The sequence below is a fragment of the Micromonospora sp. NPDC049151 genome (assembly GCF_040648395.1).
Lineage (GTDB): Bacteria > Actinomycetota > Actinomycetes > Mycobacteriales > Micromonosporaceae > Micromonospora.
This window is the reverse complement of sequence record NZ_JBEZDP010000020.1, coordinates 12,675-32,029: the sequence shown is the minus strand read 5'-3', so window position 1 is coordinate 32,029 and position 19,355 is coordinate 12,675. Positions and strand designations below refer to the sequence as shown.

Sequence of the window (19,355 nt, the reverse complement as noted above, 5' to 3'; positions counted from 1 at the left end):
CGTACGCCGGTTCTTCGATGATCGTCCGGTGATCGCACGCACTGTCCGAATCCTGAGCCTGCTGTTCGTCGCCATCGCACTGACCGGCGTACCGTCAGCCGCCGCCCCACCGCCGGCTCCGGTCCCGGCCGACCTGACCACGACCGACGTCGGAATTCCTACGGCCGACGGAAAGACCCTTGCCGGTACGGTCTTCGCGCCTCGCGCCGCGTCCGGCCCGCTGCCCGGACTGGTGCTGGTGCACGGCTCCGGCAACGGCAAGCGGTCAAGCGTCACCCCGGAGGCGATCGCCTTCGCGCGACAGGGGATCGCCGTTCTCGCGTACGACAAACGCCCGCTCGACAACCCGGTGTACTCGCTGCTCGCCGACGACGTCGTCGCCGCGGTCGGCGTCCTGCGAAAGCAACCTGGGGTGAAGCCGAACGCCGTCGGGCTCTGGGGGATCAGCGAGGGCGGCTGGGTCATGCCCATCGCCGCGAGCCGATCGAAGGACATCGCCTTCCTCGTCCTCGCCTCCGCCCCGGCCCTGCCACCGGTGCGCGTCCAGAACTGGAACATGCGCAACAAGCTGGCTGGTGCCGGGGTCTCCGGCGCGCTCACCGACACGCTGTCCAACAAGTTCTACCGGCTCGCGGACGACGCAGGACTGTTCGCCGAGGCCGACTATGAGCCACGGCCGGCGCTGTCCGCCGTCACGCAGCCGGTCCTCGCCGTGTACGGAACGGCCGACACGCAAGTGCCGCCCGCCGAGAGCGTCGCTGTGTTGCGCCAGACGATCCGCTCACCGCTGACCGTCCGGTTCATCCCCAGCGCAGGACACACCTTGCGAGTCCTCGACGACACCGGCATGTTCACCAACGAACTGTTCCCGTCGTACCCGGAGATCGTCGGCGACTGGATCCGCGCGGTCGGCGCCGGCACCATTCCGCCGCCGCACGTCGATCAGCCCCCGGCGCAGCAGGCGAACAGCGTCGCACTGACCCCCTCGGCATGGTGGGAGTCCTGGCCCGCGCAGCTCATCGCCCTCGCCGTGCTCCTGACCGGCTTCCTGTCCTACCCGATCGTCGCTCTTGTCCGGCGAGTGCCCCGCCGTGCGGTAACCGCCGCTCGTCCCGCCCGGCTCCTCGCCGCCGCGGGTGCCACTGCGGTCATCGGCTTCGTCGCATACTTCGTCACCGTGGCCGACAGCGCAAACTGGAAGGGCATCTCACCGGGCCCGATGGTGGGTGGTCGACCCGTGTTCTGGCTGGCGCTCCAGGCCGTCGCGCTCCTAACCGTCATCACCACCGCCGTGACGATCCACGCATGGCGTACTTCCACCGTCGACCGTCTGCGCCAAGGCTTCCTGCTCGTGGCCGGCGTCCTCTTCCTCCCCTGGGCCCTGTACTGGGGCCTCCTGCTCCCCTGACCCTCTGGAAAGGCCACCTTGTGCGCACCCGCATCACCGCACTTGCCTGTCTAGCCATGGCGCTCGTACCGCTGGCCGCCTGCGACGAGCAGCAGCAGACCGAGACCCGCGCGTACGACCTCACCGACAAGGTTGACGCCCTCGCCGTCAGCAGCCTCGGCGGCCGGATCACCGTCACGGCCGGCTCCGGCGGCACCGTGCACGTCACCGAGACCATCCGGTACACCGGCGCGAAACCAGTACCGCAGCACAACGTCGTTGGGTCGGATCTCACGTTTACGTCGGGCTGCGCGGGCCACCCAGGCAGCTGCAGCGTCGACTACCACCTCGAGGTGCCGGCCACGTTCAAGGCCACGCTTGACAGTGCCGGCGGCACCATCTCCGTCACCGGCCTGTCCGGCGAGCTGAACCTGACGTCCGGCGGCGGAGCGGTCGACGCGAGCGGAATCACCCCGGCCACCATCACGGCCCGGACCGGCGGCGGCGCCATCCAGCTCACGTTCACCAAGCCGCCCGAGTCCGTCCGCGTGGACAGTAGCGGTGGTGACGTCACGCTCCGGCTACCCCGCGACCGCTACAGCATCGACGCGCAGGGCTCCGGCGGCACAACCACCGTCGAGATCCCCACCGACGCTGCCTCCGCGCACAGGATCGGTGTCCACTCCGGCGGCGGCGACATCCTCGTCACCGCACCCGAGTGAACACCGCCCGCAGCAGACGGTCCACAACGGCACGGAACGCTCACCGGATCAGACCGACGTAGCGGACCTGGCCTGACGCTGCCTGCCCGCAGGACCCGGGTGCGTGGTCATGACCGGACCAGCCACGCGCGCCGACCTCGACTGGGTCACCCCGCACACCTTCCGCAAGACCGTGGCCACCCTGATCAAGGAGGAGACCGACACCAAGAGCGCCGCAGCCCAGCTTGGGCACTCCAGCGAGGAAGTCACCGAGACCTACTACGTCGCCAAGCCCGTCCAAGCCCCGGACGTGTCCGACATCCTCGAGCGACTCGGCACCAGCCCGAACGGGCCGCAGCCACCAGCAGCACACAACGATGCACACCGATGACGAACTTGGTTGCCGTACCTCGTAAATGGGGGGTTTCGGGGGGGGGCGGCTCAAAGCTTCATAGATGAAAGCGAAAGCCCTGACCAGCATTCTCGCTGGTCAGGGCTTTTTTTCCTGTCGGGACGGCCGGATTCGAACCGACGACCCCTTGACCCCCAGTCAAGTGCGCTACCAAGCTGCGCCACGTCCCGATGCCCCCGCCAGGTCTCCCCCGCGGCAGCCGGTACAGCTTAGCGCAGGATCTTCGCACCGCGCGCAGAGGCCCCTCCCGCGCCGCGCGCCACACCCCCTAGAGCATCCTAGGAGGGTGTGGCGCGGCAAAACGGCGGCGCCCGAAGCGTCAGCCGTGGGCCTTGCCCCGGCCGCCGGGGCCGAGCTTCTTGCGCGGGCGTACCGAGATCTCGATCGGGCTGCCCTCGAAGCCGAACTCCTCGCGGAGCTTGCGCTCCACGAAGCGCTGGTAGCCGGCGTCCAGCGGCCCGGTGGTGAACAGCACGAAGCGCGGCGGCGCCGCCCCGGCCTGGGTGGCGAACAGGATGCGCGGCGCGCGTCCGCCGCGTACCGGGTGCGGGGTGGCCTGGACCAGCGCGGTGAGCCACTGGTTGAGCTGCGCGGTGGGGATGCGCGTCTCCCAGCTCGCCAGCGCCTTGTGCAGCGCGGGCGCGAGCTTGTCGACCGCGCGGCCGGTCTTCGCGGACAGGTTCAGCCGGATCGCCCAGGGGATGCGCCGCAGCTCCCGGTCGATCTCCTTGTCCAGGTAGTAGCGGCGGTCGCCGTCGACCAGGTCCCACTTGTTGAACGCGATGACCAGCGCCCGGCCGGACTCGACGACCATGGTGAGGATCCGCTGGTCCTGCTCGCTGATCACCTCGCTGGAGTCGAGCAGCACCACGGCGACCTCGGCCGCCTCGATCGCCGAGGCGGTACGCAGGCTGGCGTAGTACTCGGTGCCGCTGGCCTTGCCGACCCGCTTGCGCAGGCCGGCGGTGTCGACCAGCTGCCAGGTCTCGCCGCCGATCTCGACCAGGCTGTCGACCGGGTCGACTGTGGTGCCGGCGACCGAGTCGACCACCGCGCGCTCCTCGCCGGAGAAGCGGTTGAGCAGGCTGGACTTGCCGACGTTGGGGCGGCCCACCAGCGCCACCCGGCGGGGGCCGCGCGGCCGGTCCTCCACGATCTTCGGCGCCTCGGGCAGCGCGTCCATGATCGCGTCGAGCAGGTCGCCGGAGCCCCGGCCGTGCAGTGCCGAGATCGGGAACGGCTCACCGAGGCCGAGCGACCACAGCGAGGTCGCCTCCATCTCGATGGTGGCGTTGTCGGCCTTGTTCGCGATGAGGATCACCGGCTTGGCGCTGCGGCGCAGCATCTTCACCGCTGCCTCGTCCACGTCGGTCGCGCCGACCATGGCGTCCACCACGAACAGCACCACGTCGGCGGTCGCCACAGCGGTCTCGGCCTGCGCGGCGATGGCCGCGGCCCGGTCCTTGGCGTCGGGCTCCCAGCCGCCGGTGTCCACCACCGTGAACGCCCGGCCGTTCCACTGCGCGTCGTAGGGCACCCGGTCCCGGGTCACGCCGGGGATGTCCTCCACGACCGCCTGCCGGCGGCCGATGATGCGGTTGACCAGCGTGGACTTGCCGACGTTCGGACGGCCGACCACTGCCACCACGGGCTGCGGGCCGGTCGGCTCACCGGAGTCGGCCTCCGGCTCGCGCAGCTCCACCCAGCTACCGAAATCATTGTCACTCACGCCACACCCCGCTCGGTGAGCATGTCGCGCAGACGTGCCACTACCTCGTCGATGCCCAGCTCGGTGGTGTCCAGCACCACCGCGTCGGGGGCCTGCTGCAACGGGTTGACCGTGCGGGTCGAGTCGAGCCGGTCCCGGCGGGCCAGGTCGGCGGCGGTCGCCGCGACGTCGGCGGCGTCCTCGGCGCTGCGGCGCTTCGCGCGCGCCGCCTCGGAGGCGGTCAGGTACACCTTCAGGTCCGCGTCCGGCGCGACCACCGAGCCGATGTCCCGGCCTTCGACCACGATCCGGCCCGCGTCGGCGATCACCCGCCGCTGCCGGTCCACCAGCAGCTCGCGTACGGCGGCGACGGCGGCGACCGCGGACACCGCCTGAGTCACCTCGGCGCCGCGGATGGCTGTGGACACGTCGGTGCCGTCGACTGTCACGGCGTACCCCTGGGGGTCGGTGCCGATGCGGAGGTCGGCCTCGGCGGCGACCTTCGCCACCGACTCGGTGTCGGTGAGTTCCACCCCGGAGCGCAGGACCGCCCAGGTCAGCGCCCGGTACATGGCGCCGGTGTCGAGGTAGCGGGCGCCCAGGCCCGTGGCCAGTCGCCGCGACACGGTGGACTTCCCCGAACCGGACGGCCCGTCCACAGCGACCACACATCGCCCGGCCGGTACGTTTTCCTCCACCGTTGTCCTCCTCAGCCCGTACCTCGCGGGTCGCCCGATTCCCGGGCGCCGTTGAGCGGATGGTTCTGTCGTCAATCATGCCCGCGCCGCGCGGGCGTCCCGCCGGGCAAGCGTGTGCCGGCCGCGGACCGCGTCGAAGCCTACCGGGAGCGGTACCCCGATCGGCGGGTCAGTCACCCACCGCCTTGAACAGGGCGGCGACCTCCGCGTTCGTCAGCCGCCGCAGCCGCCCGGTGCGCAGGTCGCCGAGCTTGATCGGACCGATCGAGGTACGGATCAGACGGGACACCGGGTGTCCCACCTCGGCCATCAGGCGCCGGACGATGTGCTTGCGCCCCTCGTGCAGGGTCAGCTCCACCTGGGCGGTTTTACCGAGCGTGTCGACCACCTTGAACCCGTGGACCTTCACCGGCCCGTCCTCCAGCTCGACGCCGGCGGTGAGCCGCTTGCTCAGGTTGCGCGGGATCGGCCCGGCGACCTCGGCGAGGTAGGTCTTGAGCACCTCGTACGACGGGTGCATGAGCTTGTGGGCGAGGGTGCCGTCGTTCGTGAGCAGGAGCAGGCCCTCGCTGTCGGCGTCGAGCCGCCCGACGTGGTAGACCCGCTGCTCCAGCCGCGCGCCGATGAAGTCGGCGAGCTCGGTGCGGCCCTTCTCGTCAGCCATGGTGGTGACCACCCCGCGCGGCTTGTTCATCGCCACGTAGACCAGGCGGACGTCGGCCTGGAGCCGCTCCCCGTCGACGACGATCACGTCGCGGGCCGGGTCGGCCTTGTCGCCGAGCTGCGCCACCCGCCCGTTCACTGTCACCCGGCGCCGGAAGATCAGGTCTTCACAGGCGCGCCGGGAACCCACCCCCGCGGCGGCGAGCACCTTCTGCAGGCGCTCGGCGCCCTCGTACACGGGGGCGTCGGGCTTCGGGGCACGGTCATCGCGTCGCATCGGCAAGCTCTTCTACGTCGTCGGGAAGGAACGGGGCGAGCGGCGGCAGGTCGTCCACCGAGTTCAGCCCCAGCTTCTCCAGGAACATGGTGGTGGTCCGGTAGAGGTAGGCGCCGCTGTCCGCTTCGGTGCCGCACTCCTCGACCAGGCCGCGACCCACCAGGGTACGGAGGACCCCGTCGCAGTTGACACCCCGGATGGCCGAGATGCGGGAACGGGTCACCGGCTGGCGGTAGGCGACCACGGCCAGGGTCTCCAGCGCGGCCTGGGTCAGCCGCACGGACTGCCCGTCCAGCACGAACCGTTCCACGTACGTCGCGTATTCCGGGCGGGTGTAGAGACGCCAGCCACCCGCCGCCCGGCGCAGGTCGAACCCGTGCCCGGCCGCGGTGTACCCGGCGGCGATCTCGTCGAGCATCGCGCCGACCCGCTCCGGGGCCTGTTCGAGGACCTCGGCCAGGGTCAGCTCGCTGACCGGCTGGTCCACCACGAGCAGGATCGCCTCCAGGGCGCCGCGCAGCTCCGCGTCGTCCAGGACGGGTGCGGGCGGCGGTTCCGGCACGGCTCGCCGCCGTCCCCGCTTCGGGGGTACGCCCTCAGCACCCGCTCCCCCGCCCTCCTGCCGCGCCGCGTCCCGCCCGGCGTCGTCGCCGAGGGCGGCCACTGGCCGATCGCCGACCGCAGGCGACGGGCGATCGTCGTCGGACCCCTCAGCGCCCGCCGCACCGCCCCCGGACCCGGTCGCCGTCCCGCCCGCCCCGCTCGCCCCGCCCGCCCCGCCCGCCCCGCCCGCCCCGCTCGCCCCCGAGATCTTGGTACGGTCCCGCCCCTCAGAGGGCGCCCCCGTACCAAGATCCGGCACGGCCGGGACCGCAGCGGCGATCTTGGATGGAATCGGCCCCTCTGAGGGCCCCTCGCTTCCAAGATCTGTGGACGGCTTCGATGCGGTGTCCGTGATGTCGGGTTTCGAGGGGTGGGTGTCGGCCGGGACGGTGTCGTCCGGGGCGGGCTTGGGCGGGGTGGGGCGCTCCCACGGGGGCACCCAGGCGGCGGCCTGGTCGGCCAGGGAGTCGCGGCGTTCCTGGTCGCTCATCCGTTCACTCCTGCGTCGGTGCGGGTTCGTCCGCCGCCTCGGTGGGCACGGCGGGCTCGGATGCCGTAGGCGCTGCGACGCCGCCCGGCACGGCGGCATCGCCAGTCACGGCAGCATCGCCAGTCACGACGGCGCCGGCCGGAGCATCGTCGGCCGGAGCAGCAGCGTCGTCGGCCGGCGCGGCGGGGACGGACGTGGTCGTGGGCTCGGGGGTGCCGGCGTACTCGTCGACTGTCAGCTCGGCGTCACCGTCGGCCGGGCCGGTCCAGCGGACCGTCAGCTCCTCCAGCGCCTGCTCCTGCACGAACGCCACCAGGCCCTGCCGGTACAGCTCCAGCAGCGCCAGGAACCGGGCCACCACTTCGAGCGTCATCTCGCAGTCGGCGCAGAGCAGCGAGAACGTGGCGACCCCGGCTCGGCGCAGCCGGTCGGCGATGATGCCGGCGTGTTCCCGGACGCTGACCCGGACCATGTGCACGTGCGCGATGGACACCTCGGGCACCGGTTTCGGGCTCATCGCCTTGACCGCCAGCTTGCGCAGCCGCTCCGGGCCGATGCCGAGCACCAGGTCGGGCAGCGCCTCGGCGTACCGCGGTTCGAGGGTGACCGCCCGCGGGTAGCGCCGGCCGCCGACCGCCTCCAGCTCGGCGATGTGCGCGGCGGCCTCCTTGTACGCCTTGTACTGCAACAGCCGGGCGAACAACAGGTCCCGCGCCTCCAGCAGCGCCAGGTCCTCCTCGTCCTCGACCTCGGCCGAGGGCAGCAGCCGGGCCGCCTTCAGGTCCAGCAGGGTGGCGGCGACGAGCAGGAACTCGCTTGTCTCGTCCAGGTCCCACTGGTCGCCCATGGCGCGCAGGTACGCGATGAACTCGTCGGTGACCTTGTGCAGGGCGACCTCGGTGACGTCCAGCTTGTGCTTGCTGATCAGCTGGAGCAGCAGGTCGAACGGGCCGGTGAAGTTGTCCAGCCGGACAGTGAAGCCACTGGTCTCCGGGCTGTCGGGCACCACACCGTCGACCTCGGCGGCCAGCTCCGCGGCGACGGCGGCGTCACCGGGGCCGTGCGGCGGGTCGAGGGGCGGTGCGGTCACCGGGAAACCGTAGACGACGCGGCGGGCAGCCGGCGTACGCCCTACCGGTCCGCCTGGGCGGCGATGACCTCCCGGGCCAGCTGCCGGTAGTTGCGCGCGCCGGAGGAGGCCGGGTCGAGGGTGGTGATCGGGGCGCCGGCCACCGTGGACTCGGGGAACTTCACCGTCTTGGTGATGACGGTCTGGTAGACCTTGTCGCCGAACGCCTCGACCACCCGCTGCAGCACCTGCCGGCAGTGGGTGGTGCGGCTGTCGTACATGGTGGCGAGGATGCCTTCGAGTTCCAGGTCGAAGTTGAGCCGCTCGCGCACCTTGTCGATGGTGTCCAGCAGCAGCGCCACACCGCGCAGGCTGAAGAACTCGCACTCCAGCGGGATGAGCACGCCGTGCGCGACGGTGAGCGCGTTGATCGCCAGCAGGCCCAGCGAGGGCTGGCAGTCGATCAGGATGAAGTCGTACTCCTTGCGGATGGTGCGCAGCACCCGCGCCAGGGCCATCTCCCGGGCGACCTCGTTCACCAGCTGGATCTCGGCGGCGGAGAGGTCGATGTTGGCGGGCAGCAGGTGCAGGCCGGCCACGTCGGTCTTGATCAGGACGTCCTCGGCGGTGACGTCGTCCTGCATCAGCAGGTTGTAGACCGACAGGTCCAGGTTGTGCGGGTTGACGCCCAGCCCGACGGAGAGGGCGCCCTGCGGGTCGAAGTCGACGAGGAGCACCTTGCGGCCGTACTCGGCCAGGGCCGCGCCCAGGTTGATGGTCGTCGTGGTCTTGCCGACGCCGCCCTTCTGGTTGGCCATCGCGATGATCCGCGCCGGGCCGTGCCGGTCGGTCGGCATGGGTTCGGGGATCGGCTTGCGCATGGTGTACGCGGCCGGGTCGGCGGGGCCGAGATCGGCACCGAGCGTCGCCTGCTGCTCACGGAGCTCCGACGTCCAGGTCTCGGCACGGTCACCGTTGCCTGCCATGTCCTCGTTGCCCCCTCCCGACGACCACCCGGCGTCGGAGCCGTCCGACGTCCCTCGCGGCGCCGCTGCGCACCCCCGGTCCGTCGTACCTGGAGGCCCGCGCCGATGCCGACTGTACGCCACCGGCCAGCAGCGCGTTCGGTAGCGGGTCGGCGTGTCGGCCGCCCGTCAGCCAGGGCCGGTCGCGTCGGCGCTCAGCGGGCGCGCGGATGCGCTGTCGCGTACACCTCGCGCAGCCGCTCCACGGTCACCAGCGTGTAGACCTGGGTGGTGGTCACCGAGGCGTGGCCGAGCAGTTCCTGCACCACGCGCACGTCGGCGCCGCCGTCGAGCAGGTGGGTGGCGTACGAGTGGCGCAGCGTGTGCGGGGAGACCGCGTCGCGCCCGTCGACGGGCAGGCCGGCGCGGGTGGCAGCGGAGCGCAGCACCGCCCAGGCGCCCTGCCGGGTGAGCGGGCCACCACGGGCGTTGACGAAGACCGCGTGGGTGCCACGCCCGGCGGCGAGCAGCGCCGGGCGGCCCCGGACCAGCCAGGCGCGCAGCGCGTCGGCCGCGTACCCGCCGACCGGGACCAGCCGGGTCCGGCCGCCCTTGCCGCGCAGCAGCACGGTGCCGGCGTCCAGGTCGAGGTCGTCGACCGCCGCGCCGACCGCCTCGGAGATGCGCGCGCCGGTGCCGTACAGGAATTCCAGCAGTGCCCGGTCGCGCAGCGCGCGGGCGGCGGCGTCGCCGGTGGCGCCGGGCAGGCCGGCGGCCTCCAGCAGCCGCAGGACCGCGTCGACCGGCAGCGCCCGGGGCAGCCGGCGCGGCGGTGCGGGCGGCCGGACGTCGCGGCTGGGGTCGGCGCCGGCGAGTCCCTCGCGCAGCGCGAAGCGGTGCAGGCCGCGTACCGCGCTGGCGGCGCGGGCGGCGGACGAGACGGCGAGCGGCGGGTGGTCGTCGTCGCCCGCGCGCAGCCGGGCCAGGTGGGCCTCGACCTGCGCGGGCCCGGCGGCGGCCAGGTCGGTCACCCCGGCCGCGGCCAGGGTGGCCAGGTAGCGGTCCAGATCCCGGCGGTACGAGGCGAGCGTGTTCGCGGACAGCCCGCGTTCGACGGTGAGGTGGTCCAGGTAGGCCCGGACCGCACGGCGCAGGGCCGGCGCGGGTTCCGCGCCGGCCCTGCGCACCGCGGCGTCGGTCAGCTCAGCACCTCGTCCAGCGGCAGCACGTCCATGCCGTGCGCCTCGGCGACCGGCCCGTAGACGACCTTGCCGGCGTGGGTGTTCAGGCCCAGCGCCAGCGCCGGGTCGTTGCGCAGCGCCTGCTGCCAGCCCTGGTTGGCCAGTTCGAGGGCGTACGGCAGGGTGACGTTCGTCAGCGCGTAGGTGCTGGTGTTCGGCACCGCGCCCGGCATGTTCGCCACGCAGTAGAAGATCGAGTCGTGGACCTTGTAGACCGGGTCGGCGTGCGTGGTCGGGCGCGAGTCCTCGAAGCAGCCGCCCTGGTCGATGGCGATGTCGACGAGCACACTGCCCGGCTTCATCCGGGAGACCAGCTCGTTGGAGATGAGCTTCGGGGCCTTCGCGCCGGGCACCAGCACCGCGCCGATGACCAGGTCCGCGTCGAGCACGGCCCGTTCGATCTCGTACGCGTTGGAGGCGACCGTCTGCAGGTGGCCCCGGTAGATGGCGTCGGCCTGGCGCAGCCGGGCCACGTTCTTGTCCAGCAGCAGCACCTCGGACTGCAGGCCGAGCGCGATGGCGGCGGCGTTCAGGCCGGACACGCCCGCGCCGATGACCACGGTCTTCGCCGCGTACACGCCGGAGACGCCGCCGGGCAGCACGCCCCGCCCGCCGCCGGTGCGCATCATGTAGAAGGCGCCCACCTGCGGGGCGAGCCGGCCGGCCACCTCGGACATCGGGGCCAGCAGCGGCAGCGACCGGTCGGGCAGCTCGACCGTCTCGTACGCGATGCCGGTGACCTTGCGGTCGACCAGCGCGTCCGTGCACTCGCGGGACGCGGCCAGGTGCAGGTAGGTGAACAGCACCTGCCCCTCGCGCATCCGGTGGTACTCCTCGGCGATCGGCTCCTTGACCTTGAGCACCAGCTCGGCGGTGTCCCACACCTCGTCGGCGGTGGCCAGGATCTTCGCGCCGGCGGCGGCGAACTCGTCGTCGGTGATGCTGGAACCGACGCCCGCGCCTGCCTCCACGAAGACCTCGTGGCCGTGGCGGGTGAACTCGTTGACGCCCGCGGGTGTGATCGCCACCCGGTACTCGTGGTTCTTGACCTCGCGGGGGATTCCGACCTTCACGATGCAGACACCTTCCTCCGGGGCGGTTCACCCCCGACTGCGCGGCGCCGCGCCGGCTCCGTTGCCGGCGCGGTCTGCCGGTCCCGCCGGCGGCAGTCTAGGCCCGTGGAAGGTCCACCGGCCGCGACACTGTGACATCCGGTGGCCGCTGGTCCTGACGGTCTGTCAGGCAACCCCTCGGGCCGCCCGGTGGAGACGTCACCCGCCGACGGGACAGAGTTCGATGTCATCTTCGCACCGGCGCCGCGGCGACGCCGGACGGACGTGAACTACCGCGAAGGGCCGCCCGGCGCGGTACGCCGGGCGGCCCTTCGCGTCGTCGCCGGTCAGCGCGGCAGCGGCGCCTCCGGGCGGCGCAGCTCGGTGAAGCCGGTCTCGCGGGCGCGGGCGGCGGCGAGCAGTCCGGCCACGCAGGAGGCGTTGGTGATCTCGCCGGCCAGGACCATCCGCACCGCCTCGTCCAGGTCCACGCGCACCACCTGGAGGTCGGCCTCCTCGTCGTGGCGGTGGTGCCGCTGCTCGGCCGGCACGTCGGCCAGGTCGCGGGCCAGGAAGACCCGGACCACCTCGTCGGTGAAGCCGGGCGAGCTGTGCAGGTCGACGAGCACGTCGACGCGCCCCGCGGTGAGGTCCGCCTCCTCGCCCAGCTCCCGCAGCGCGGCGGCGGCCAGGTCCTCGCCGCCGACGTCCATCAGACCGGCGGGCAGCTCCCACAGGTGCCGGCCGACCGGGTGCCGGTACTGGCGGATCAGCACCACCTGACCGGCGTCGTCGAGCGCCACCACGGCGACCGCGCCGACGTGCCGCACGTAGTCGCGGGTCGCGCTGCCGCCGCCGGGCATGGTGACGTCGTCGCTGACCACGGAGAAGATCCGGCCGGACCAGATCTCCCGGCGGCCGGTCACCTCATAGCGGTGCTCGACGCCGCTCACTTCCCGGACGCCTTCGCGCCGCCGCCGCGGCCGGTCTTCTTCGACGCGCCGTCCAGGTCCACCGGCAGCTGGTCGGCCTGCGAGTACGCCACGGCGGCGCCGACGAACGCGGCGAACAGCGGATGCGGCCGGGTGGGGCGGCTCTTCAGCTCCGGGTGCGCCTGGGTGGCCACGAAGAACGGGTGCAGGGTGCGGTCCAGCTCGACGAACTCGACCAGCCGCCCGTCCGGCGAGGTGCCGGAGATGTTCAGGCCGGCCTTCGCGAGCTGGTCGCGGTAGGCGTTGTTCACCTCGTACCGGTGCCGGTGCCGCTCGCTGACCTCGGTGCTGCCGTACGCCTCGGCGACGATCGAGCCCTCGGCCAGCTTCGCCGGGTACGCCCCGAGCCGCATGGTGCCGCCCAGGTCGCCGCGCCCGGCGACGATGTCCTCCTGGTCGGCCATGGTGGCGATGACCGGGTGCACTGCCTCCTCGTCAAACTCCAGCGAGTTCGCCCCGTCGAGGTTGGCCAGGTGCCGGGCCACCTCGATGGTCATGCACTGCAGGCCGAGGCAGAGGCCGAGCAGCGGGACGCCGTTCTCCCGCGCGTACCGGGCGGTGCCGACCTTGCCCTCGATGCCGCGCACGCCGAAGCCGCCGGGGATCACGATGCCGTCGACGCCGGACAGCGCGGCGGCGGCACCGGCCGGGGTCACGCAGTCGTCGCTGGGCACCCACTTGAGCTGCACCCGGGCGCGGTGGCCGAACCCGGCCGCCCGGATCGCCTCGCTCACCGACAGGTACGCGTCGGGCAGGTCGACGTACTTGCCGACCAGCGCCACGGTGATCGTGTGCCGGGGCTGGTGCACCCGCTCCAGCAGGTCGTCCCAGCGGGTCCAGTCGACGTCGCGGAACGACAGGCCGAGCCGGCGCACCACGTACGCGTCGAGGCCCTCGCGGTGCAGCACCTTGGGGATGTCGTAGATGCTCGGCGCGTCCGGCGCGGCGGTGACCGCCTCCCGGTCGACGTCGCAGTACAGCGACAGCTTCTCCTTGACCTTCTCCGGGATCTCCCGGTCGCAGCGCAGCACCAGCGCGTCGGGCTGGATGCCGATGCTGCGCAGCTGCGCCACCGAGTGCTGGGTCGGCTTGGTCTTCAGCTCGCCCGACGGCGCCAGGTACGGCACCAGCGACACGTGCAGGTAGAAGCAGTTGTCCCGGCCCAGGTCGTGGCGGATCTGCCGGATCGACTCCAGGAACGGCAGCGACTCGATGTCGCCGACGGTGCCGCCGACCTCGGTGATCACCACGTCGGGCACCTGGCCGTCGGCGTCCGGGTCGGCCATGCCGCGGATGCGGGCCTTGATCTCGTTGGTGATGTGCGGGATGACCTGCACCGTGTCGCCGAGGTATTCCCCGCGCCGCTCCTTGGCGATCACCGCCGAGTAGATCTGGCCGGTGGTGACGTTCGCCTTGCCGGAGAGGTCCCGGTCGAGGAACCGCTCGTAGTGGCCGACGTCGAGGTCGGTCTCGGCGCCGTCCTCGGTGACGAAGACCTCGCCGTGCTGGAACGGGTTCATCGTGCCGGGGTCGACGTTCAGGTACGGGTCGAGCTTCTGCATCACCACGCGCAGTCCGCGCGCGGTCAGCAGACTGCCGAGGCTGGAGGCGGTGAGGCCCTTACCCAGCGAGGAGGCGACGCCCCCGGTGACGAAAATGTGCCTGGTCGTCCGTGCTGTAGGGGCCAACGCCTGCTCCCGTGTCGTCCGTAGCGGTCGTGCGAACCGCCGTGCCGATCAGCAGAGTGATCACGCGATCCACGGGATTCCACGGTAACACCATCCGGACCGTGAGCCGGCGTCGCACCCGCTGTCGGCGCACGTGGGGCCGGTGGCGACCCTCTCCGGCCCGGCGCGACGGCCCTCTCCGGCCCGGCGCGGCGACCCGGCACTGCGGCCCGGACGGTCCGGTTCAGCCGGCGGGGATCTCGGTGGACGCCGGGGCCGGCTGTGCGGGGATCCGCGCACCGGCGGCACGTGGGCCCTCCGGCGCCTCCTCGCCTGCGGAGTCCCGCCCGGCCGGCTTCCCGGTCTCCCCCGGGCCGTCGCCCGCCCCGGCCGCGCCGTCGGCAGCCGCCCGGTCGCCGCCGGAACCGTCACCGGCCGCGCCGCCACCGCCCGGCCCGCCGCCCGGTGGGACCGCGCCCGTCTCCCCGCCGGGACGCCCGCTGTCGGGCACCGTACGGTCGGTGGAGTGGTCCAGCACCCGCAGCGCGGCGAGGGCCGCCATCGGCACCACGAGCGCCGCCGCCGCGCCGGCCACGTCCAGCGCCCGCCCGCCGAGTACGCCGCCCAGCCCGACGGCCACGCCGGTGCCGGCCATCGCCGCCCGGATCGCCGGGTAGATGCCGAACAGCCGCATCAGCCCGCCCCACGGCTGCAGCAGCGCTAGCCAGACCAGCGCGGCCCCGGCCAGGGCCAGCACTGTCAGCGGGCTGTTCACCAGCGTCTGGAAGTTGGAGCTGCCGGACCGGTGCACGGTGAGCCCGCCGGTGCCGTCGCCGAGCGCGGCAAGGAACCGGCCCAGGCTGCCCCGCTCGGCCGCCGGGCGACCGAGGTCGACCAGGGCGAAGCCGACGGTGACCGCGAGCGCGGCCATCGTCGCCCAGGCCAGCCGGCTCACGGTGAGCCAGCCGCCGGTGCAGATGGCGGCCGCGACGCTCACCCCGGCGGTGAGCGCGATGGCCCCGATCGAGTCGGCGCCCAGGTACGGGCTGCCCACTATCACGACGGCCAGGCCGCCGACGGTCACCATCACCATCGGCCGCCAGCCCTTGCGGAACCGCTGGGCGAGCCAGCCGCCGCTCAGCAGCGCCCCGGCGATGAACACGCCCAGCCCGACGGTGCCGAGACCGGCGTACCGGCCGCCCTCCAGCGCCGAGTAGCCGACCACGCCGTTGAGCTGCAACCGGGAGCCGGTGAGCACGTCCACACCCACGACGAGCGTGGCCAGCCCGGCGACGGCGCCGAGCGGGCCGAGCGTGCGCTCGTGGCCGGGAGTGAACCGGACCAGGGCCGTGCCGCCGACGATGAGCAGCGCGGTCACCGACGCGTACCACAGGCCGGCGTGGTCCCCCCGCCACCAGGGCACGGCGTCGGCGAGCAGCGCCGCGGGCACTGCCAGCGCGACCGCGATCAGCAGCAGCTCCACCACTGCGACGATCCGCCGGGACACCGGTTCCGGCCCGTGCGGTCCGGCGTGCCGGCGGGCCCGGCGCAGCAGCGGCAGCACCGCCACCGCGAGGGCGAGCTGGGCGGCGGCGAGCAGCGTGAAGAACCAGCCGGCGACGCGGCGCTGGGCGGCGGCCTCCCGGTCCGCGTCGGCGGGCGCCTCGATCGCGGCCCGCAGGTCGTCCGGCCGGTCGTCGACGGTCACCGCCGGCCGGCCGAGGAACGCCCGGTCCGGCATCGGCTTGTCGAGCACCGCGAGCACCGTCGGGGCCAGGTCGATCAGTTGCAGGTAGCCGGACCGGGCGGTGCTCGGCGAGGTCAGCCAGCCACCCTCCCAGCCGGGGCCGTCGGCGACCGCCACGTGCAGCCGCGCCGGGTAGTCGGTGTCGGACACGCCCGCGACGAGCACCAGCGAGCGCGGCGGCCGGGCGGCCAGCACCCGGGCCAGCCGGGCGTCGGCCTGCCGCGCCTGAACGGCCCGTACGGCTCGGTCGTCGTCGTCGACGGTGCCGATGTCGACGATGCTCAGCACGCAGGAGCCGAGCAGTTCCGCCGGGTCCTCGGGCAGCGTGGGGGCGTACCTGTCGACCCGCCCGAACGGGCGGGCGGCGGCCACCGCGGCGCCCGGCCCGACCGCCACCGAGCAGCGCACCGACTCGGCCAGCGCGCCGGGCGTGGCGCCCCAGGAGAGCTGGTCCTGGTTGTGCGCCACCGCGCCGGCCTGGTCGGGCAGGTTCGCGCCGATGCCGTCGGGCCGCTCGACGGTGACCGAGGTGGCCGGGCAGCCGCCACCCGGGCGGGCGCCGGGCCACGCCGCGTAGTTCCCCGCGCCGAGCGTGAGCCACCCGTCGACCGGGCAGGTGGGACGGTGCGCGGAGCGCACCGAGAGCGACCCGATCGCGCCCTGCTCGGCCATCCGCCACAGCGTCGGCGTGTTCTCCGGGTCGACGTCGTCCCACCGCAGGCCCGCCGCGCCGACGAGCACCACGAAGTCGGCGCCGGGCCGGGACGCGCCGTCGTCCGGACGGGCGGAGAGCGCGGTGATGCCCAGCGCCACCACGATCAGGGTCAGCAGGACCGGGGTCAGTCGGCGCAGCATCAGCGGTTCCCGGTCGACAGCTGGGGCGTCAGCTCGGCGTAGAGGCCGGCGAGCGCGGCCACGGTGTCCGCCTCGGTGGGCCAGGTCGCGGCCCGCGCCACCCCACGGCGACCCAGTTCGGCCCGGCGTACGGGGTCGTCGAGCAGGTCGCGCACCGCCGCGTCGACGGCGTCCACGTCACCGGGCGGCACCAGCACGGCGGCGTCGCCGACCAGGTCCGGCAGCCCGCCGACGGCGGTCGCGACGAGCGGCACGCCCGCCCGCAGCGCCTCCTGAGCGAACAACTGTCGGGCCTCCCAGTCGCTGGTCACCACGGCGAGGTCGGCGCCGGCCAGCAGGTCCGCCACGTCGGTGCGGTGCCCGAGCAGCGTCACCGGCGCGCGGGCGGCCGAGATCCGGGCGGCCAGCGGCAGGTACGCCGGACCGCTGCCGGCGATCACCACGAGCGGGGCGGGGGTTCGGGTGCGCCAGCGGGCGGCGGCGTCGATCAGCACGTCGTACCGCTTCTGCGGGTGCAGCCGGCCCACCGACAGGATCAGCTCACGGTCGGCGGCGACGCCGAACTCGGCGCGTACCGCGGTGCGGCGGCGACGCGGCGCGGGCAGCACCGGCGCGGCGACCGGGGCCAGGCGGGCGTCGGCGGCGCCGAGCGCGGCGGCGCGGTCGACCAGGTCGGCGGAGGCGCCCAGGGCGACCCGCACGGACCGGGCGACGACCCGCTCGACCAGCCGGGACACCGCGCCGCGCAGGCCACCGGCGAGGACCGCGTTGTGCCAGGTGACGACCAGCGGCGCGGCGGGGCGGGCGAGCGCGGCGACCAGGCCGGCGCGCAGCCCGTGCGCGTGCACCACGTCGACAGGTGTGTCCGCGAGCGCCCGGCGCAGCGCGGTGACCGCGCGCGCGTCGCCCGGCGTGGGGCTGGCCGGGATCTCCACCGGCGCGAACCGGGCCCCGGCGGCGGTGAAGTCGAACTGTTCCTCGGTGGCGGCCGGGCCGCAGACCAGCACGGACGCGCCGGCCTCGGTCAGCCCCCGGCTGATCGAGCGCACGTGCTGCCCGACCCCGCCGGTGCTGGAGGCGAGCACCAGGGCCACCGACCCGGGCCAGCGCGGTGCCGGCGAGGCGTCCGTCATGAGGAAACGGTCTCCCTTCCGTCACCCCGCTCGCCGGGGTGCTGCTGCGCCGGCGGGCCGTCGTCCCCGCCGGCCGGGCGTCGCCGGCGTAGCCGGCGGGTCACGGCCGCGAGCAGCGGCCGCAGGTCGCGGGCGTCGGTCAGCCAGGCGACGGCCAGGAACAGGACACCGACCACGACCCCGGACAGCATGCCCTGCGCGAGCGCCCGCGGTGTCGTCGGGGTGCCGTCGCCGAGCCCGGCGAGTCCCGCCGCGACGGCCGTCCCGCCGGCCGCCGCGACGACGGCGGCGAGCAGCCCGGCGGCGCCGGCCCGGCCCGCACCGGCGAGCGCCCCGCCACCGGCGGCCCGCCGGACCGCGACGAGCAGCAGCACGCCGAGCAGCAGCATCCCGGCGGAGCTCGCCAGCGTCACCGCGAGCACCCGGTCGGCGAGCGGGAGCGCCTGGGCGGCGAGGACGGCGAGCGCGGGCACGCTGAGCCAGCCGAGCGCGGTGGCGACCGTGGCCCGGCGCGTCTCGCCGCGCGCGTACAGGGCGCGGGTGAGGACCGCGAACAGGCCGTAGCCGACGAGGCCGGGCGCGAACCCGGCGATCGCGGCCGCCGCGGTACGCGCGTCGAGCGGGTCGGCGAAGAAGAAGTGCCCGACCGGAATGGCGGTGCCGACCAGCGCGGCGGCGCCGAGCAGGCTGAGCAGCACGACGCCGCGTACCGCCGGGGCCAGCGTCTCCCGGTAGGCACGCTCGTCGCCGGTGGCCCGGGCCGCCACGAGCGTCGGGTACGCGGCCACCGCCAGGGGCACCGCCAGCACCGCCCAGGGCAGGAAGTAGACGGTCTGGGCCAGGTTGTAGACGCCGACGTCGGCGGTCCGGCCGTAGGTGACCTGGTTGAGCGCGACCACCAGGGCGATCTGCTGCGCGGTCACGGTGACCACCCCGGCGACCGCCAGACCGCCGACCCGGGCCCGCGCGTCGGCCGGGAACCGGTAGCCCGGCCGGATCCGCAGCCGCAGCCGGCGCAGCGGGATCAGCAGCGACAGCGAGAGCACCACCACGCCGAGCGTGGTGCCGGCGGACAGCAGGAACTCGCCGCCGCGCCCGGCCTCGCCGATCGTGGCCAGCCGCCCCTCGGTGGCGGTGAAGCCGAGGTAGACGGCGATGACAGTGACGCTGGACAGCAGCGGCGCGATCACCGGCCAGGCGAAGCGGCGGTGCGCCTGGAGCACGCCGGTCAGCACGATGCCCACGCCGTACAGCGGCAGCTGCGGCGCGAACACGCGCAGCATCCGCGCCCCGGACTCCTGCTGGGCCGTGCTGAGACCGTTGCCGATCAGGCCCGGCAGCGGATCGGCGAACACCGCCACCAGCACGGCCAGCGGAACCAGCAGGGTCAAGGTCCAGGTCAGCAGCGCGCCCGTCGTGGCGGCCACCGCCCGCCGGTCACCCGCCTCGACCGCGCCGGCCAGCAGCGGTACGACGAGACTGGCGAGCGCGCCACCGGCGACGATCTCGAAGATGAAGTTCGGGACGTAGTTCGCCACCACGTAGGCGCCGCCGAGGTCGCTGGTGGACAGCGTCCAGGTGAACACGGCGGTCCGGCCGAAGCCGGCGAGCCGGCTGACCACGGTGAGGACGGCGATGAGGGCGGCCGCCCCGGCGACCCGGCCGGCGGCGGCGAGAGGAGCCGGTTTCGTCACG

Annotated in this window: 16 protein-coding genes and 1 tRNA gene; 3 read left to right on the top strand and 14 right to left on the bottom strand. The window is 73.8% G+C overall.

Annotation, left to right across the window (positions count from 1 at the left end):
- Positions 1–28: 28 nt before the first annotated feature.
- From AB0B20_RS21695 to AB0B20_RS21685, 3 genes are all read left to right on the top strand, one after another.
- Positions 29–1,408: a prolyl oligopeptidase family serine peptidase gene (locus AB0B20_RS21695; RefSeq protein WP_357472885.1), complete on the top strand. Its 1,380-nt coding sequence runs from the start codon at positions 29–31 to the stop codon at positions 1,406–1,408.
- Between the two features lie 20 nt (positions 1,409–1,428).
- Entirely contained in the window at positions 1,429–2,109 is a 681-nt protein-coding gene (locus AB0B20_RS21690; protein WP_357472882.1) for a DUF4097 family beta strand repeat-containing protein, read from the top strand.
- Positions 2,110–2,218: 109 nt separating this feature from the next.
- Positions 2,219–2,479, top strand: a complete 261-nt coding sequence (locus tag AB0B20_RS21685) for a tyrosine-type recombinase/integrase (RefSeq protein ID WP_357384671.1) — start codon at positions 2,219–2,221, stop codon at positions 2,477–2,479.
- Between the two features lie 117 nt (positions 2,480–2,596).
- Here AB0B20_RS21685 and AB0B20_RS21680 read toward each other — a convergent pair.
- From AB0B20_RS21680 to AB0B20_RS21615, 14 genes are all read right to left on the bottom strand, one after another.
- Positions 2,597–2,670: transfer RNA gene (locus AB0B20_RS21680), tRNA-Pro, on the bottom strand.
- Positions 2,671–2,819: 149 nt separating this feature from the next.
- Entirely contained in the window at positions 2,820–4,202 is a 1,383-nt protein-coding gene (gene der, locus AB0B20_RS21675) for a ribosome biogenesis GTPase Der (RefSeq protein ID WP_357473010.1), read from the bottom strand.
- Positions 4,203–4,225: 23 nt separating this feature from the next.
- A complete protein-coding gene (cmk, locus tag AB0B20_RS21670) occupies positions 4,226–4,906 on the bottom strand; it encodes a (d)CMP kinase (protein ID WP_357388322.1) in 681 nt (226 codons plus the stop codon).
- Between the two features lie 169 nt (positions 4,907–5,075).
- Positions 5,076–5,846 (bottom strand): pseudouridine synthase, encoded by a 771-nt coding sequence (locus AB0B20_RS21665; protein WP_357388320.1) that lies wholly within the window; start codon positions 5,844–5,846, stop codon positions 5,076–5,078.
- Positions 5,833–6,939 carry an SMC-Scp complex subunit ScpB gene (gene scpB, locus AB0B20_RS21660; RefSeq protein ID WP_357472879.1) on the bottom strand — a complete coding sequence of 369 codons (1,107 nt, stop codon included), beginning with the start codon at positions 6,937–6,939 and terminating at the stop codon, positions 5,833–5,835. Before scpB ends, AB0B20_RS21665 begins: the two co-directional genes overlap by 14 nt.
- 4 nt (positions 6,940–6,943) lie before the next feature.
- Positions 6,944–8,029: a ScpA family protein gene (locus AB0B20_RS21655; RefSeq protein ID WP_357388318.1), complete on the bottom strand. Its 1,086-nt coding sequence runs from the start codon at positions 8,027–8,029 to the stop codon at positions 6,944–6,946.
- A gap of 41 nt (positions 8,030–8,070) precedes the next feature.
- Positions 8,071–8,994, bottom strand: a complete 924-nt coding sequence (locus AB0B20_RS21650) for an AAA family ATPase (RefSeq protein WP_013285595.1) — start codon at positions 8,992–8,994, stop codon at positions 8,071–8,073.
- A 194-nt stretch (positions 8,995–9,188) separates the two neighbouring features.
- The gene (locus AB0B20_RS21645) at positions 9,189–10,160 is read right to left on the bottom strand and encodes a tyrosine recombinase (RefSeq protein ID WP_357472875.1); all 972 of its coding nucleotides are present in this window, start codon (positions 10,158–10,160) and stop codon (positions 9,189–9,191) included.
- Positions 10,161–10,171: 11 nt separating this feature from the next.
- The gene (gene ald / locus AB0B20_RS21640; RefSeq protein ID WP_174537683.1) at positions 10,172–11,287 is read right to left on the bottom strand and encodes an alanine dehydrogenase; all 1,116 of its coding nucleotides are present in this window, start codon (positions 11,285–11,287) and stop codon (positions 10,172–10,174) included.
- A gap of 326 nt (positions 11,288–11,613) precedes the next feature.
- Complete coding sequence (locus tag AB0B20_RS21635; RefSeq protein ID WP_357388314.1) at positions 11,614–12,219, bottom strand: NUDIX hydrolase; 606 nt, start codon at positions 12,217–12,219, stop codon at positions 11,614–11,616.
- Positions 12,216–13,946 carry a CTP synthase gene (locus tag AB0B20_RS21630; protein ID WP_357472871.1) on the bottom strand — a complete coding sequence of 577 codons (1,731 nt, stop codon included), beginning with the start codon at positions 13,944–13,946 and terminating at the stop codon, positions 12,216–12,218. The genes AB0B20_RS21635 and AB0B20_RS21630 overlap by 4 nt, the downstream gene beginning before the upstream one ends.
- 223 nt (positions 13,947–14,169) lie before the next feature.
- Positions 14,170–16,527 carry a hypothetical protein gene (locus AB0B20_RS21625; RefSeq protein WP_357388310.1) on the bottom strand — a complete coding sequence of 786 codons (2,358 nt, stop codon included), beginning with the start codon at positions 16,525–16,527 and terminating at the stop codon, positions 14,170–14,172.
- Positions 16,527–17,660 (bottom strand): glycosyltransferase family 4 protein, encoded by a 1,134-nt coding sequence (locus AB0B20_RS21620; RefSeq protein ID WP_357472867.1) that lies wholly within the window; start codon positions 17,658–17,660, stop codon positions 16,527–16,529. Before AB0B20_RS21620 ends, AB0B20_RS21625 begins: the two co-directional genes overlap by 1 nt.
- Positions 17,657–19,354, bottom strand: a complete 1,698-nt coding sequence (locus AB0B20_RS21615; protein WP_357472864.1) for a lipid II flippase MurJ — start codon at positions 19,352–19,354, stop codon at positions 17,657–17,659. Before AB0B20_RS21615 ends, AB0B20_RS21620 begins: the two co-directional genes overlap by 4 nt.
- Position 19,355: the final 1 nt, after the last annotated feature.

What these genes read in the sequence shown, in the direction of transcription:
- AB0B20_RS21685 (WP_357384671.1), top strand. Translation starts at nt 2,219, where the DNA reads ATGACCGGACCAGCCACGCGCGCCGACCTCGACTGGGTCACCCCGCAC.
- AB0B20_RS21665 (WP_357388320.1), bottom strand. Translation starts at nt 5,846, where the DNA reads ATGCGACGCGATGACCGTGCCCCGAAGCCCGACGCCCCCGTGTACGAG.
- scpB (WP_357472879.1), bottom strand. Translation starts at nt 6,939, where the DNA reads ATGAGCGACCAGGAACGCCGCGACTCCCTGGCCGACCAGGCCGCCGCC.
- AB0B20_RS21650 (WP_013285595.1), bottom strand. Translation starts at nt 8,994, where the DNA reads ATGGCAGGCAACGGTGACCGTGCCGAGACCTGGACGTCGGAGCTCCGT.
- AB0B20_RS21625 (WP_357388310.1), bottom strand. Translation starts at nt 16,527, where the DNA reads ATGCTGCGCCGACTGACCCCGGTCCTGCTGACCCTGATCGTGGTGGCG.
- AB0B20_RS21620 (WP_357472867.1), bottom strand. Translation starts at nt 17,660, where the DNA reads ATGACGGACGCCTCGCCGGCACCGCGCTGGCCCGGGTCGGTGGCCCTG.